The organism is Pseudoalteromonas sp. M8, from assembly GCF_018141365.1.
In the GTDB taxonomy this organism is placed as follows: Bacteria; Pseudomonadota; Gammaproteobacteria; order Enterobacterales; family Alteromonadaceae; genus Pseudoalteromonas.
This window is the reverse complement of the sequence record NZ_CP047239.1, coordinates 1,028,864-1,044,751: the sequence shown is the minus strand read 5'-3', so window position 1 is coordinate 1,044,751 and position 15,888 is coordinate 1,028,864. Positions and strand designations below refer to the sequence as shown.

At 44.4% G+C, this 15,888-nt stretch carries 12 protein-coding genes; 5 read left to right on the top strand and 7 right to left on the bottom strand.

All coding sequences use genetic code 11. The annotated features are described in order from the left end of the window. Window positions 1-2,997, bottom strand: a complete 2,997-nt coding sequence (locus GSF13_RS04270; RefSeq protein ID WP_206471753.1) for a salicylate synthase — start codon at window positions 2,995-2,997, stop codon at window positions 1-3. A 518-nt stretch (window positions 2,998-3,515) separates the two neighbouring features. On the opposite strand from GSF13_RS04270, the gene GSF13_RS04265 reads away from it, so the two are divergent. Genes GSF13_RS04265 through GSF13_RS04250 form a run of 4 tightly spaced genes read left to right on the top strand, consistent with a single transcriptional unit; the run spans window position 3,516 to window position 8,320 of the window. Next, window positions 3,516-5,027, top strand: coding sequence for an ABC transporter ATP-binding protein (locus GSF13_RS04265; protein ID WP_211865313.1), 1,512 nt, complete (start codon window positions 3,516-3,518; stop codon window positions 5,025-5,027). 23 nt (window positions 5,028-5,050) lie between these two features. After that, the gene (locus GSF13_RS04260) at window positions 5,051-5,329 is read left to right on the top strand and encodes a hypothetical protein (RefSeq protein ID WP_211865305.1); all 279 of its coding nucleotides are present in this window, start codon (window positions 5,051-5,053) and stop codon (window positions 5,327-5,329) included. Beyond that, a complete protein-coding gene (locus GSF13_RS04255) occupies window positions 5,330-7,081 on the top strand; it encodes an ABC transporter ATP-binding protein (protein ID WP_211865303.1) in 1,752 nt (583 codons plus the stop codon). A gap of 36 nt (window positions 7,082-7,117) precedes the next feature. Beyond that, window positions 7,118-8,320, top strand: a complete 1,203-nt coding sequence (locus tag GSF13_RS04250) for an MFS transporter (RefSeq protein WP_211865301.1) — start codon at window positions 7,118-7,120, stop codon at window positions 8,318-8,320. Window positions 8,321-8,445: 125 nt separating this feature from the next. Here GSF13_RS04250 and GSF13_RS04245 read toward each other — a convergent pair whose 3' ends face one another. The 4 genes from GSF13_RS04245 to GSF13_RS04230 are packed head-to-tail and all read right to left on the bottom strand — an operon-like array spanning window position 8,446 to window position 11,635. Beyond that, window positions 8,446-9,684, bottom strand: a complete 1,239-nt coding sequence (locus tag GSF13_RS04245) for an ATP-binding protein (protein WP_211865299.1) — start codon at window positions 9,682-9,684, stop codon at window positions 8,446-8,448. A 7-nt stretch (window positions 9,685-9,691) separates the two neighbouring features. Further along, a complete protein-coding gene (locus tag GSF13_RS04240) occupies window positions 9,692-10,381 on the bottom strand; it encodes a response regulator (protein ID WP_010603913.1) in 690 nt (229 codons plus the stop codon). Beyond that, a complete protein-coding gene (locus GSF13_RS04235; protein WP_102058268.1) occupies window positions 10,381-10,770 on the bottom strand; it encodes a DUF3019 domain-containing protein in 390 nt (129 codons plus the stop codon). The genes GSF13_RS04240 and GSF13_RS04235 overlap by 1 nt, the downstream gene beginning before the upstream one ends. Beyond that, a complete protein-coding gene (locus GSF13_RS04230; protein WP_227388037.1) occupies window positions 10,760-11,635 on the bottom strand; it encodes a MipA/OmpV family protein in 876 nt (291 codons plus the stop codon). Before GSF13_RS04230 ends, GSF13_RS04235 begins: the two co-directional genes overlap by 11 nt. Window positions 11,636-11,845: 210 nt before the next feature. On the opposite strand from GSF13_RS04230, the gene GSF13_RS04225 reads away from it, so the two are divergent. After that, window positions 11,846-13,849, top strand: coding sequence for a beta-propeller domain-containing protein (locus tag GSF13_RS04225; protein ID WP_211865297.1), 2,004 nt, complete (start codon window positions 11,846-11,848; stop codon window positions 13,847-13,849). 91 nt (window positions 13,850-13,940) lie between these two features. Here the strand turns inward: GSF13_RS04225 and GSF13_RS04220 are convergent, their stop codons facing one another. After that, window positions 13,941-15,194 carry an ATP-binding protein gene (locus GSF13_RS04220; protein WP_211865295.1) on the bottom strand — a complete coding sequence of 418 codons (1,254 nt, stop codon included), beginning with the start codon at window positions 15,192-15,194 and terminating at the stop codon, window positions 13,941-13,943. Continuing rightward, on the bottom strand, window positions 15,194-15,886 hold the full coding sequence (locus GSF13_RS04215) for a response regulator transcription factor (RefSeq protein ID WP_211865293.1): 693 nt from the start codon (window positions 15,884-15,886) through the stop codon (window positions 15,194-15,196). The genes GSF13_RS04220 and GSF13_RS04215 overlap by 1 nt, the downstream gene beginning before the upstream one ends. Window positions 15,887-15,888 lie beyond the last annotated feature (2 nt).

Here is a 15,888-nt window from a genome sequence, read left to right as displayed (position 1 = left end):
TTAGCCCTGCGCCTCTTCTAACGTTTTTTCATCAATTAGGTAGTTGGCGATGCAACTGAGTTTTTCGATGGTTTCTGTCAATTCACGCTCAGGCTTAGATTGATCAATGACACCAGCGCCAGCTTGTAGCCATGTACTGTTATTGGCGCGATAAATTGAACGCAGCACTAAAGCTGAGTCTATAAACCCGTCATTATCTACAATCATTACACAGCCGCTGTACCAATCTCTGCTATTTGGTTCAAGGCGCAATATGGCTTCTATGGCCTCACGTTTTGGGATCCCTGACGCCGTAACCGCAGGGAAGAGCGCTTGAAATGCATGCCATGGGTTTTTACCATTACTTAGTTGACCGCAGACGCGAGAGGCTAGGTGTTGTACACTGCCGCGACGGCGCACAGCCATAAATTCACTTACCGAAATTGAACTGGGTTCACATATTTGCTCCAATTCTTCTTGGGCTAATTTTACTGATACAGCGTGCTCGGCTATTTCTTTGGTGTCGTTAAGAAGTTCTTCTCGCAGCTGCTGCTCTTCTTGTGGTGAGTTACCAAGTGAGCGAGTACCAGCTAGGGGCTGTGTGCTGATATATCCCTTGTTGCTGGCTTCAAGTAGGGTTTCTGGGCTGAAACCTGCAACTGAAAAGTCGTTTAGCTGGTAGAGGAATGAGCGTGCAGGCGAATTATGTAAACGGCCGTAGCGGAAGCTCTTATTCAAGCAAATGCTGTCTGGTACATGAATACGGCGAGACAAGATCACTTTTTGATATTGCCTGTTGCAAATTTCTTCGATGGCTTTAGCAACCGATGTTTTGTATTCATCTTTATATTGCGTGTTGATCTGTGGTGTTTTTAGAGGCTTAAGCGCAGCCGTACTTTCCGTTTGTAGGCATGATGTATCTGCTTTTAACACTAATGTTTCAAGCGCTTTGAGGTCAGCCTCAGTCAACGCGCGTAATGTCGCTTTATTTGCTTCAAGGCGTACCTCTAGTTTTGGCACAAATAATTGCAAAGACTTTTCATGCTCAGTACATGTTTGAATACCGTGAAATACGCTGGCTAGTTCAAACTTAGCTACGCCATATAAGCGCCAGTTTTCGAATTGAATACTTTGCAGGGCCTGCGCCATCAGCTCGGGAAAAGGCTTGCCATTAAAGTGTTTTGTCTTTTCACCTTGTTGTAAGGTTATTTCGTTGCCGTTAGAGTGCAGTTCAGCTACTTTGCCAAGGCCAACAGACCAAGCAGATTTACACTCGTATACGGCTTTAAATGGATGATTACTGAGCTCAGAAATACTCGGGGCTAACTGCGCTAAAGTTGACTGGACAGAGATGGTTTTTTCAACATAGGGTATTGGTTTTAACTGATTCATGGTGGTCTCTACATACTCATCTTCAGCACGTTTTATTAGTGCTTTTTTATTTATCTTTCCTATAGCAGTGAGTGGCCAAAAGCTGAGCGAAATGATTTGATCTGGATATTTAAAGCGCGCAACCTGCTGTTCTTGCAGTAGTTGATAAACTTCACTGAGGGTAACAGGCTGACTAGAAATAATGCAGGCACAGCTACGTTCGCCAAGATATGCGTCTGGTACGGGCACTAGTATGGCTTCATCAATATAGGGGTGGGAGAGCAGGCGTTGTTCTATTTCTGCGACAGCGATTTTTTCTCCTGCTCGGTTAATCTGTTCTTTGATCCGCCCTTCAACAATTAGGTTACCAGCTTGGTTCATACGTACTAAATCACCCGTACGGTAAAAGCCATCGGCGGTAAAGGTTGTTTGGTTATGTGCTTGTGCTTTGTAGTAACCCGCGATGGTATAAGGACCTTTGGTTTGTAGCTCACCAACGCTACCTCGTGCTACGGGGTTGTCTTGTTCGTCAACAATGCGTATTTGATCGAGGTCGCAAAGTGGACGACCTTGGGTATGCATCACTTCATTTAACGGATCATCCAGGCGGGTGAAACACAGTAATCCCTCGGCCATACCAAACACTTGTTGCAGTTGACAACCAAGTACATCAGGCACTTGTGTCGCTTGCTCGGTAGTGAACTTAGCACCACCCACTTGTAACAGTTTCAGGCTACTTATATCGGTTTCATCCCATTGTTTAGCCTCAAGCCATAGTTTCGTTAAAGCGGGTACCAAAGCGGTGTGAGTAACTTTGTGTTGTTCTATAAGTGGAAACGCTTCGTCTGGCCCAGGTGTTGGACACAGCACCACTGTTCCACCCTGACAAAGCGTGCCAATGATCCCGGGACATGCCAAAGGGAAATTATGGGCGATTGGTAAAACCGCTAAATAAGTGGTTTGCTCATCAAATTGACATAGCTTGGCAGAAGCTTTGGCATTGAAGTAATAGTCATTGTGACTGCGTGGAATAAGTTTAGGGGTACCTGTAGTACCACCAGAAAGCAACATGAGTGCCGTGGATGTTGGATCAATATTAGAAACCTGCATGGGCTCGGTGCTGTCTAACTGAGAAAGGGATGTATACGGGGTATCGCTTGGTGTATCACTCGTGACCAAGACATGCTCAATACTTGAACATTTGGACACAATACGTTGGGCCATGGCAATATAATCGTGACCCAAATAACTGCTTGGCACTACGTATGCTACAGGGTTACTGAGTTCACACAACGCTACAATATCGGACTCACGCTGCGCGGGCATGGCTAAAATTGGGATGACACCTAATTGGAACATTGCGAAGCAACTAATTACAAAATCGAGAGAATTAGGCAATTGCATCATCACGTGGTCGCCGGCTTTTAAGCCGATATTGCAAAATCCAGCACGGCGCGCTACCACGCGTTGCTCAAATTGAGCGTAAGTGAGCTCAGTTTCACCTTCAATCAGGGCGACGTTATCTGAAAATTGAGACCGCCAATCGGCGACAAGGGAACCAAGACTTTGTTGCTGCCAAATATTTTTTTCAATATAGAGGTCTTGCTCAACCTTCGGTCGGACTGGCGTATCAGTTGTTGTTTTCACTATTATTCTCCGGTTATGAAGCACGGTCGCGGTTTATTTTTTGAGTCGAGGCAACTGCGAGTGTTATTTGTCATGAAGTTTTCTTGCCCAAAAAATATGTTTTTGGACAATTTGTTCCCACCCCAAAAAGTTGTTGTATGCCCCTATCGGTAATTTTTTCGGGAAAATTTGCGTGGATATCAGAGAACTTATACTTATTTCCGATCTGGGGGATATTGAACGGATGAGGGGAGCGTTGTCAGGGTTGCTGCAATAGGCTTAGCGCTATTTTTTATTGTGCTTAGATAAATCACGGTGTGGTAAAAGTGGCAGCATAAACCAGAGATACAAACTAGGTATTTGTTCTAGTCTTTAATGATTGACTCTGCTGTTCAAGTTGCACGTTTGGTTGAAATAAACCTGATATCTCTAAAAGCTATGGGATCGGCAAGAGCATATTTGCGTTGTTGCACGATTTTAATACCGCTTAGGGTTAGTTTATACGACAGATTTTTAACCGCATTTAAAGGAGTAGGTATATGCGTGTTGAATCGCATGAAACCGAGGGACATTGCAGTCCCTGGTCAATTATTTTTGCTATCTGTGCACCTTATAAAGGCAAAATGTTGATAGCTTTTAGCCTAATGGTGCTTGTCACTTTGCTTGAAATCGTGCCTGTGTATTTGTTATTTCTTTCTATTCAAGCCTTACTTAATCCTTTATCGGCTTCGATTGAACAATTGTTATGGATTGCTGCAGGGATTTGTGGCGCGATTTTATTGAAATCTGGGTGTGCTATGGGCGCCTATTACTTCAGCCACCAAGTCTCTTTTAAGGCGCTCACTAAAGTTAGAATGACACTCGCAACCCAATTGGCAAATATGTCGTTGCTATGGCTCAGTGCTCAAAACCCCGCCGTTTTAAAACAAAATATATTGCAAGATGTTGAGCATATTGAAAACTTTATAGCCCATCAAAGTGTTGAGTTGTTTAACGCAATCCTTACACCTTGTGTCGTCTTTACGGTGATCGCATTTATAGATTGGCGGCTTGCACTCAGTGCGGTTGTTGTTGTGCCGCTAGCATTTTTTGTTAGTGGTTTATTTATGCATAAAACAGCAGGTCAGTACGAGCGGTTTAGCCTTGTGTCAGAGGATTTGACCACGACACTAAGTGACTACGTTAAAAATATGCCGTTGATGAAGCTATATAATTTAGACAGTAAACGATTTGCCGTTTTAAATCGAAAGTTGGATCAATACCAAAAGTTGGTACTCGAACTCACCGGCCAAACGGTACCTGGCTGGACGTTATACACCGCATTGCTGAGTGGATCTTTTGTTTGCTTGCTACCCGCAGCGATTAGTTTACATAGTGCGCAAAGTGTCACTACTGAGCAGGTTATTTTAAGTATATTATTGGCTGTTGGCATGCTTAACCCAATCATCAAAGTGAGTCGTTTTTTTATGGAAGCAAACGAGCTGCTCGCTGGCGTTAAACGGATCACGCCTATCTACATGGCGCGCTTTTCTAATTCAGCTAGCACACCTGTTAAAGTTGATAAAAGGTTGCCGCTGATGCAGTTTCATCACGTGGATTTTGCTTACCAATCTCATCAGGTTTTGGCGGGCGTGCACTTTAAGCTAGTACCCAATTCATTGAATGTTATAGTCGGTGCATCTGGTAATGGTAAATCCACGCTTGCGATGTTGGCATGTGGTTTATTGTCTCCTTCATCAGGTAAAGTGCAACTATTCGGGCAGGATGTGTGTTTAATGAGTGACAGTGTCCGATCACACTTTATGAGTGTGGTGACGCAAGAGTGTTATTTATTTGAGGGTACCCTACGAGACAATATTTTGTTTGGCCGTAACCATATTAGCTCCGATGCGATAGAGCGCGCCATTATGGTCGCTCAACTAAAGCTTTGGATAAGTCAATTGCCTGATGGCCTCGAAACCCAGGTACAAGTACGCGGACAAAATTTGTCTGGGGGAGAAAAACAACGTATTGCTATTGCACGTGCTTTGGTGGCCGAGCCCCTTTGGTGATTTTAGATGAAGCTGCGGCCGCAATGGATAATGTGACACAATCTAAATTCTATCAGGCTATTCAAACGTACTATCCAAACACCACTTTCTTGGTGATCACCCACAAGTATTTAGGTCTTGAAAATATCGGTCAGATCCTTGTCTTGAAAGAGGGGAAAATTGTCTCACAGGGAACTCATGGCGAATTGTTGTCGAATTGTGATTATTATCGTCACAGCTGGTTGCTACAACAAAGCGAAGGAGAGCAACAAAGTCCGATGAAAGACTCGTCAAATTTCCAACCTATACATTATGAGATTTAAATGGACAGACAAGCATTATTGAGTATTGGTCGTGTGATAGAGCATGCAAGCTCTGGCAAGTGGCGCTTTTATACTGGCGTTGTTTTTCGAGTGTTGGAACGTAGTGTGGCAATTGCACCGCTGCTGTTATGTTTCCACTGGCTACAACAGCAGTTTTTAACCACGCCAAAAATGATGCCTTGGCTTTCAACACCTGTGGATTATTTGATGGCGCTAGGTGGTTGCTTTGTGATGCAACTGATATGTGCATATATAGGCCAGTATCAGAGCTTTGTCGGCAGTTATCAGGTTGTTCATGCGTATCGTATTAAATTGATTAATCATGTACGACATCTGCCTCTTGGTCGTGTGCGACGCACCCATAGCAGTGAGTTTTTAGAAATGCTCACTGAGGATATAAAGAAAATTGAAGGTATTTTTTCCCATATCGCTCCCGATCTGATTTCTGCTTTGGTGACACCTGTGATTGGTCTAGTGGTGATGTTATTTATCAATCCTATTTATGCCCTTAGTGCATTGATACTATTGCCTTTAGCATTTTGGGTAATGGAGGTGTCGAAACGAAAGTTTGTGCAAGTCGCTAGCGCTAAGCAGCAATCATATCGGCAAAGTGCCAGCACTATTACCGATTATATTGAAGCGTTAAAAACCCTCAAGTTATATGACCAAGCACAAACATGGTTGTCCCATCTTGCCAAGCAGCTAGAGAAAACAAAGCAGCATAGCCTACAAGTGGAAATGTGGGGAGCCGGCCCCGTATTAACCTATCGCATAGTGCTAAATATGGTGCTCAGTATGTTTGTGATAATGCTAGCCATAGCCTTACCCGAGCAGCGTTTTTCAGGCGTAGATTTTACCACTATTCTATTTGCCCTGCTGCTAATCAAACTACTTGAACCCCTTCAAGAAGTTGGCGAATATCTAACGGTTTTACGTCTGGCTATGCAGTCTGAGCGCAAGCTTGAGGTTATTCTAAATGAGCCTGTGTTGGTAGAGCCAGATAGCCCCCAATTACCAAGCAATTTTGATATAGAGTTTGAGCGAGTATCGTTTCAACACGGGGCTAAAAAGGTCATAGATGATGTGAGTTTTTGTGTGCCACAAGGCACGACAATGGCCATTGTCGGTGCATCTGGTAGTGGCAAGTCTACATTATTAAATTTGTGTGCCCGCTTTTTTGACCCTAATTCAGGTTGTGTGAAAATCGGTGGCCTAGATCTTAAAGATATTGGCTCCAAGGGCGTGCATCAGTTAGTTAGTATGGTGTTTCAAGATATTCAGTTAATCGATGCCAGTATTGTTGAAAACATTCGTATTGGTCGGCTAGATGCCAGTGATGAAGAAGTAAAAGACGCGTGCAAAACGGCTAACTGCTTAGAGTTTGTTGATACGTTACCAAATGGCATAAATACCCGAGTAGGCGATAGTGGTTTATTGCTATCTGGCGGTCAAAGACAGCGTATTGCAATTGCCCGAGCACTATTAAAAGATGCACCTATTGTACTGCTTGATGAAGCCACAGCCTCACTTGATCCTATTACTCAATCAGAGGTAATCATCGCCATGAATAACCTGTTGCACAATCGTACCGTGGTGACCATTGCACATCGGCTTTCTAGTATAGAGGGTGCTGATCACATTATTGTACTTGAGCAAGGTAAAGTAGTGGAGTCGGGTTGTCACCATCGCCTGTTAGCGCAGAGGGGGCACTATACATATCTTTGGAATACGCAGGCTATGCAATTTGTGTAAAAGGAGTTTGTATTGCCATCATCAAAAGGAAACCAAATGACTAATTTAGCCAGCAATGAGGGGATGCCAGAGGCGGGTGATGCATTTAGCCTGAAGCCGCTGATGTTTGAGACATTTGTTTGCACTATGGCTGTGATGGGGTTTACTGCGTTAGCAGGTCCTATTGCCCATGTGATTGGGCTCAAAGCATGGCAAATTGGCGCGGCGATGACAGTTGCTGGAGTTGCTTGGGTTATTATGGCACGGTTCTGGGGAAGCCTTAGTGACCGAAAAGGTCGGCGCCCGGTGATACTCTTTGGGCTTACAGGTTTTGTCATTAGCTATGCATTTTTAGCAGTCTTTATCGACTTTGCGATGCAGACCGCATTAGTGCCCGTGCTTGCATTTTCAGGCATAGTGGTTGGACGTGGATTCGCTGGGATGTTTTATGCTGCGGTACCTGCGACTTGCGCCGCTTTAGTCGCGGATCATGTTGTGCCTAAACAACGCGCGGCAGCGATGGCGGGGATTGGTGCGTCAAGTGCGGCTGGTATGGTGATTGGTCCTGGGTTTGTTGGACTACTTGGGCCTTTTAGCTTAAGTATGCCTTTGTATATTTCCGCAATGTTGCCCCTTATTGCCCTGATTGTTCTTTGGCGGGTACTGCCAAGGTACGAACGACATGCAAAACCCAGCAACAATCGCGTTCGTTTAACGGATGTAAGGCTACGTCGACCTGTTACCGTGGCTTTTATAGCAGCTTTTAGTGTGGCTGTTGCGCAGATCACAGTTGGCTTTTTTGTCCTTGATAGGCTTAAGCTTGACCCTGCTGACACTGCACGTGCTGCAGGGATTGCACTTGCGACTGTTGGTGTGGCACTGATTATCGCGCAAGTAGCACTCCAGAAGCTTGAATGGCAGCCTGCGCGACTAATCCAATTCGGCGGAGTCATCGCTGCCGCTGGATTTGTGTCTGCGATTTTTGCATCAGCGCCTATCTTGCTCTGGGTTTGCTATGGTGTCGCTGGCTTTGGTATGGGATGGATATATCCGTCTGTCTCTGCTTTGGCTGCCAATTCGGTGGAGGCTGATGAGCAAGGCGCGGCGGCCGGAACGATTTCGGCGGCGCAAGGACTGGGTATTGTAGTTGGCCCGGTTATTGGAACTGTTATTTATGAAATTGAGATTGGGTTGCCGTATGGGCTAATAGCAGGAATGCTATTATTAGTCGCTCTGATCCCAGCTCGCACTCGCGCTTAATCACCCAAAATTCGGGATAGTTACTTGCTCTTTAGCCGTTGTTATCTCTTAGGGTAGCGTCCGTCAACTTCTATATGCCTTGAATACACGCACATAGGTCAGCAGGTGTGCGTGTGATCAGAGTTTCAAGATGAAGCGCGGGGCAAAGTCAGCGTGAACTTCGCGCCGCCAAGTTCGGAAAACCCAACATAGCAACTGCCGCGATGCCAAGTGGCGATTTTACGCACGATAGCCAACCCGAGGCCATAACCACCGTTGTCTTTACTGCGACTTTCATCTAAGCGAGAGAAGGGAATAAAAACCGATTCCCACTGAGATTTAGGGATCCCATCGCCATCATCCTCAATATGAAGATAAGCGTTGCTTTTGTCACATTCAAGACTAATTTCGATGTTTGAACGACCGTATTTATCGGCGTTTTGCACAATATTTTGAATGGCTCGAGAGAGATAGTGAGCGTTACCTGAGACGATAACCTGCGTGCTCTTTTTATTAAGAGTTATTTGTTTATCGGTGAGCTTACTGAGTTTGTTTATCTGGTCGTCGACAAGCGCGCAAAGATCTAGTGGTGTTACCTCAAGTTTATCTACTTCAAATTCAAGCCGTGCGTAGGCTAGCATTTCATCAATCATGGCCTCCATTTCGACCACATCATCCGCCATATCATTTGCTTGCTCACGGCTTTGCTCTGGTAACATGGCGAGAGCAAATTTGAGTCTGGCAAGTGGGGTTCGCAGGTCGTGAGAAACCGCATTAACGAGTAGTTTTTGATTTTCAATTAGCCTTGCGACTTGAGATGCCAAATCGCGGATCTGCTCGGTTAAATTTGAAATGGCAGAAAACCGGGAATGTCGGGTCGCTTTGGGCAGTTGACCTTGAGTGAGATTTTCGGTGATATACCTCAGTTGCAATAGATCAAGCCACAAGGGCCGTATCCACAGCATAAGTAAAAATGCGAGCACGGCATAAGAAAGCAATTTGATGACCCATTGTTTATTGGCAGCTGAAGCGGCTGGTGCTAATGGCCCTAGCTGCATCAGTAATGTTGAATCAGGTACTTTGAAAGTCAGCCATGCGCTACCTTCATCGTCAAAGCTCGTTAAAATACCACCTTGAACTAAAGTGCCGGCTTGCTCTGGAAGCCAAGCGACATCGTCCATGTTGAGTATTTTCACGGTTTCCGACTCTTGGGGTAAGTTGTGTGAGGAAATACTCGCTTTGAGCGTATTAGCGACTGCTTTTGCGTGTCGTAACTCATCGGGTGCGGAGTGCACCCAATGAGACCAAATAGCTTCGCTCACTTGGTTAATAACGACAATGCTGGTAAACACAGCCAAATAGAGGCTGAGTAATAGCTTTAGCACAAATACACTAGCCCCAAGCAGACTTAGAGCAGAGGTAGCCCTTGCCCCACACGGTAATAAGCCTCGCGGGTTGCTCTAGATTGTCGCCAAGTTTTTTACGTAAACGGCTAATACGTACGTCAACGCTTCTATCTAATCCGTCATATTCGCGGCCAACAACATGTTTATAGATATAGTCTCGACTCAGCGTTTCGCCCGCATGGCCTGCCAATGTCTTTAGTAAATCAAATTCATAACTGGTTAGTTCAACTTCGTCACCTGCCAAGTAGACCTTACGGTCCGATTTATCTATTTGTAATTCCCCTAAGGTAATGGAGTCAGACTGAACTTCATCATTTTGTGTGCGTCTTAATAGCGCATTCAAGCGGGCAAGTAGCACATATGGCTCAACGGGCTTGATAATGTAATCATCAGCACCAATTTCAAGTCCTTTTACATGGTCGAAGTCGCTATCTTTGGCGGTAAGAAATAAAACCGGCCCTTTAAAATCACCGCGTGCAGCTTTGCAAATAGAAAAACCATCAAGGCCTGGAAGCATAATATCTAAAATTAAAATATCTGGTTTTTCGGCTTCTATCGCTTTAATGGCGTTAATACCATTGTGTAATTGAACGACTTCAAAGCCATTATGGATTAAGAACTTTGCGGTTAACTCCGCTAGTTTTACATCATCTTCGACAAGTAATACCTTGGCCATTAAAACACACTCCAATCGCTTCTGAGTTTGCGTCTATATTGTTGGTTGACGCTTGTGTGTACTTCAATATTTTGTTTTGCAACAACGTTATTTTTAGCATCTTTTAGGGTAAAGAGCATGGACTTTGAGAGGTGGATAATTTGTGTTGATTTTGCCTCCTTGGCCTGCTCCCAGCATTGTAATTTTTGTTTTTCCTGAAATAAACAGAGGTCCATTTTAGCGGGCGATTGCCAAGCAATTTTTGCCGTCATTTCGCAGCGTTGCCCTGCTTGTTTCACCATACATGTAATAGGTTTTATTTCTAATTTAATGCCATTGTTGGGTTTGGTTAAAGCTTTACTTGGTGCGCTGAAAATTATAATTGTGATTAAGTACAGCCTAAAATTCATATTTTCCCCCGACAAAAACCGTCGCGGTATAGCTATCCTCGACTATCGGGCTATCTGTCATTGTGCTATCAAGTTGCTGATATTTAGCGTTAAATTTGAAGGTCCAAGACTCACTTACGGGATAAGAGTAGGCAAAGCTAACATAAGGCTGGAAGCTTGAACTGCCTTTATACCATAGCTCACTATTCGGTGTATCCGCTTTGTCTATGCCGTAGTAATAGTCCACCAGTTGTCGACTTTTCCATTTTAGCCCTGCTTTAATAAACACATAAGTGTTAGGTGAATTATTGAACCTAAAACGATAGCTAACCCCAACATCGGCATTATAACCTTGATAAGTGTTGGTGATATCGGTGAGCCATGATGCGCTGATTTTTACGCTATCACTTATTATCCAGTGGGCTAAAACGCCGCCATCTATGGCCCATTTTCTCGATTCGATATCGTCTAAGGAGATAGCGGTTTGCTCTGCGGCAAATTCACCGCCAGGTAGCTCATTGCTGGCATCAAACCCCATTTTTTGCACGAATATATTACTAGGGTGAAATTTTTCGAAATAGGCCTGCTCGGTATTAAACGTGCCGATCAAGCTAAGATCAAATTTATCAGTGTAGTGAAAGGTATAGCCCAAAGTCCCATTATCAAGAAAGAGGTGTTCACCGTAATAACTAATATAGGGCACAACAACCAAGGGAATATTTTCACCGTCATGGAGTGGGTTGGAGATCACGCCGCCGCCAAGCGCAATGCCAAATCGCCATTCATCGACTGGCGTACACTCGCTGTCATTGGCGTCACATGGCACCACCGTGGCATTTACCTGAGTGGTAACCAGCAAGGTTAAGGCCATTAATAACTTATTCAACTTGGAACTCCAGTTCTGAATTTGGGCTTTGCACTGGCTTTTTAGAGGTGTCAATCAAAGCGCATTATTACTACCAGTGTAATTTACCAGTCGCTGTACAAATTACCAGAAAGGGTAACATTAAATAACAAAACAAGTTGCCAAGATAACAGAAATTTTAGTGTGAAAGTTTAGGCTTACGTTGGCACTTAACTTACAAGGAAACATATCATGAGATGCAAAATTTGGCTCAGTCTTCCGCTTGCCGCTAGCCTTTGCGCATGTGGTGGTAGTAACGACAATGATGAAGATAAATTACCAGAACTTAACGCGCTTAATAATAGCTCTGCGCCGTTGAAGTCAGCTTCATCAGCTCAGTTTAGTCAGTTTATCAAAAACGGCATTTTCGTTGCCAGCGGTGGGTTGAATAATGGCGATGATTTAGAAAATCCATCAGCAACCACAGATAATGCACCTTACTCAGGCACCAATCAACTGGTTGAAGGGGTATCAGAAAGCGACCGGATTAAATTCGATGGCCGTTACTTATTTATCGGCGGCTCGACCAGCGTTGCATACACGGATACAGACAGTAAAACCTTCGTTAGGATCTTGGATACTGAGGCTACGGATGTCCCTACACAAGTTAATGAATTAGCGGTATCAGATTCAGAGTTTGCAAGCCAAAATCTTTACCTTAAAAACAATCAACTCATCAGCGTATTAATGGACTATGAGTATGACTTTGCTGATGGTATGTCTGAACTGGATGTTCAACCTGAAGTAAATTATCAAGGCGTGATTGAGCTTGCTTTTAGTAACGTATCCCTACCCGCACAGGCTGAGGTCGAAAAACGCTTTCAAATTGATGGTTCATTAGTTGGCAGCAGATTAATCGGTGACAAACTCTATGTTATCGCCGACCACACTATACGCTACAATGGTTTTAATAGCGCTGACAAAGTAGCAAGCTACAATCGCTTAATGGATACTAACATTAACGATTTATTACCCCAATTTAGAAATTTAAAGCAAGGAAGTGTAGCGCCACTGGTTGCCGCAGATGGCTGTTATTTGCCAGCAGATGCTACCACGCAAGATGGATATAATGGCTTAACAACAGTCACGGAAATTGACATTCGCAATCCTGATGAGGTGAAAACAACTTGCGTCAGCACGCGCACCTTTGGTTTTTATATGTCTGCAACAGCAGTGTATCTTTACAATTACTCGTTTAATGGCAGTGATGGTGATGTCAACACATCAATCTGGGATCCATCAGGCATAGTATTACATAAGTTATTGTTAACGGACGAAGGGGTGACATACCAAGCAACAGGTGAGGTGGAAGGTCAACTTGCTCGTGTCAGCGAGACGATGGCTGCGACTCGATTTGATGAAAAAGATGGCGTTCTGCGCGTAGTAACGAGTCAGTATGATACAGATATCGGTAATAGCCATAAGTTGTATATGCTCAAACCAGAAGGGAATGAACTCAACACTGTGGCGACGCTACCAAATAGCCAAAATCCAACCCCTATTGGCAAGGTTAATCCGGATACGGGGCTTGTGGATGAAGATATTTATGCGGTTAGATATTTTAACGATACAGCTTATATCGTGACCTTTAGACAAATAGATCCTCTCTACGTTCTGGACTTATCTGACGCATCACAGCCTAAAATCGCGGGAAGTATAGAGATCCCCGGTTTCTCTTCTTATTTGCACCCTGTTGGTGACGGTTTGCTTCTTGGGGTAGGTCAGCATCTTGGAGACCCTGATGGAAACGTGCAGCCCGGCACCAAAGTGAGTTTGTTTGATGTTGCAAATCCTGCTGAACCCAAGCTATTAAAAGATCATACATTTGCAGGGGGGTTTACACCGCTGGAATATGATTATCGCGCTTTGGCCATGCTAAAAGACAATGCCTCAGTAACTCGGTTCACTTTGCCGATTGTTTACTGGAATACAGAGCAAGTGAATGAAAGTAGTTATAACTGGTATAGCCAAAACGATCTCGCCGCATTTGAAATTATCCACGGCGTGGACTCAACACTCAGTTATCGCGGGAGTAGCCGTGCCGAGGTAGCAACGCCCATAGCGAGTGACAAAGCACTCGGGTATACCGAAGCAGATAGAGGGCTTATTCAGGCGGATAAACTGCTTTATATCCATGGCAACTACGTGTGGCAGAGTAATTGGCAAACGCCTGCTGACAACAGTGGACCACATTAACCTAACTCCCTTTGAATATTAGGTTGTTGTACACTGTTTCGTTGCCAAGCGGTGAACTGTAGCACTGCTTACCACAGCTTCAGAGTTAACGTTACTTTTGCTGAGTCTGTATCAGCGAAACAGTGATTTTGGCCCCGCCCAGCGCGGGGCTTTTTTGAATTACGATGGTACCACCAAAACGAGTGACTATACGTTGCACAAAGGCCAAGCCAATTCCATACCCTGATTGTGATTGAGAATCGTCGCGATAAAATGGTAGTAACACTTTGTCTCGAACCTCGTTACTTATACCTATCCCGTCGTCTTCAATAATAAACTTAACCTTGTCATTATCGACTCGGGTTTCTAGTGATATTTTACCGTTGGCATATTTTATCGCGTTAGATAATAAGTTATTGATTAGCATGCGTAAGTACTGACCTTCACCGATTATCCAGCAAGGTTTTGACGAAAGTTTTAGTGTTAAGTCATGATGGTGGGCGTTATTGGCTAACTGGTGAGCCATCGCATTCAAGTCAACAGGCTGAAGTTCGACGTCGTCAAGGCGGTGCTGCAATCTTGCGTAATCTAAAATAGCATCAATCACTTGCTCCATTTCATCAAGGTTTTGGTTGATCCTATCTTCGTACTGTGCCCGCAGCTCATCATCATGAGTTTCAACCAGTGTGTCTAGCCCCATTCTTACCCTTGCAAGTGGCGTACGTAGTTCATGAGAAAGTCCGCTGCTTAATAGCTTCATGTCAGTCATTAACCCGGCTATTTGTCGTACCATTTGATTAAACGCTTGCTCAATATCCTTTAAGTACCATACCGTACCGACTTGCACGCGGGCGTTGAGTTCGCCTTTACCCAGCTGATGTGCGGCATTTTTGAGCTTTAACAGCCTAGCAATAAATGGGGATAAAAAGGCGACGACAACAATCAGAACGATAGTGTAAAACAACAAGGTCATGAGCAGGCCATATTTAGTCTGAAATTGCTTCGGCATTGTCAGGATGTAGATGTTATCTTGGCTTGTAAGTATGCAAGCGCTTACTGATGATTCGCTTTCGAGGTAAATAAGTCGCTGTTGTGAGAGTGTGCTGCTTAAGCTCGCAGGGAGTGGATAGTCGGCCCTTGGTATAAGTTGAGCGGTTATTGTTTGGTGCAGTGGAAGCGCAGTAATTTGTGACTCAGGTATGTTGTCTTTAGCCATTGCGGCAATAATTGGTGCGGTTGTGCTAAGTGGATCGTAATGCGCTTCATTACTCTCGGAGGATGCGGCGATAAGCTTATCAAACACCTGACCTGTGATAACGCTTGTAAGCGTTAAGATGGTCAGTAAAGCAAACACAAAGCGCCACATTACCACACGTCCTTCGCCAACTGATATCCTTTACCCCATACCGTCTTTATTTTAAATGGGTTTTGGCCATCATCACCTAGCTTCTTTCTCAGTCGCGAAACACGCAAATCTATAGAGCGGTCAAACCCATCATAATCAAATCCTCTGAGTGCTTTAGTAAGCTCATCTCGGGTAACAATTTTTCCGGCTTTACTGGCAAGTACCCAAAGCGCATCAAACTCATTGCTGGATAAGTTAACTGGCTGCTTTGCAAGGGTAACGTTCCTATCTTCTTTATTAATGTAGAGTGTGCCAAACTCAAGTGTTGCTTTGGGCGCTGGGTGTTGAGGTTGATGACGCCTTAATAGCGCTTTGATACGAGTTTCTAATAACCGGCCTCTTACAGGTTTTTTGAGGTAGTCGTCAGCCCCCATTTCTAAGCCGATAATTTCGTCAATTTCCTCATCCCGTGCGGTGAGCATTAATATTGGAATGCTGAGCGACAGACGCAGTTGCTTGCAGACTTCAAAGCCATCTAAACTTGGCAGCATACCATCTAAAATCACCAAGTCGGGGGGAGAGGCTAAAACGTGCTCCAGCCCGTCTTGACCATCATGATATAGCCGCACTGAAAATCCTTTGGTAGAGAGGTAATCACTCAGCCACTGGGCCAACTCTTTATCGTCTTCTATTAGGACTAACTCGGCTACCACAA

Excerpts from the sequence above, each read along its gene's own strand:
- GSF13_RS04265 (WP_211865313.1), top strand. The coding sequence starts at position 3,516 with ATGCGTGTTGAATCGCATGAAACCGAGGGACATTGCAGTCCCTGGTCA.
- GSF13_RS04260 (WP_211865305.1), top strand. The coding sequence starts at position 5,051 with ATGGATAATGTGACACAATCTAAATTCTATCAGGCTATTCAAACGTAC.
- GSF13_RS04255 (WP_211865303.1), top strand. The coding sequence starts at position 5,330 with ATGGACAGACAAGCATTATTGAGTATTGGTCGTGTGATAGAGCATGCA.
- GSF13_RS04250 (WP_211865301.1), top strand. The coding sequence starts at position 7,118 with ATGACTAATTTAGCCAGCAATGAGGGGATGCCAGAGGCGGGTGATGCA.
- GSF13_RS04240 (WP_010603913.1), bottom strand. The coding sequence starts at position 10,381 with ATGGCCAAGGTATTACTTGTCGAAGATGATGTAAAACTAGCGGAGTTA.
- GSF13_RS04235 (WP_102058268.1), bottom strand. The coding sequence starts at position 10,770 with ATGAATTTTAGGCTGTACTTAATCACAATTATAATTTTCAGCGCACCA.
- GSF13_RS04225 (WP_211865297.1), top strand. The coding sequence starts at position 11,846 with ATGAGATGCAAAATTTGGCTCAGTCTTCCGCTTGCCGCTAGCCTTTGC.
- GSF13_RS04220 (WP_211865295.1), bottom strand. The coding sequence starts at position 15,194 with ATGTGGCGCTTTGTGTTTGCTTTACTGACCATCTTAACGCTTACAAGC.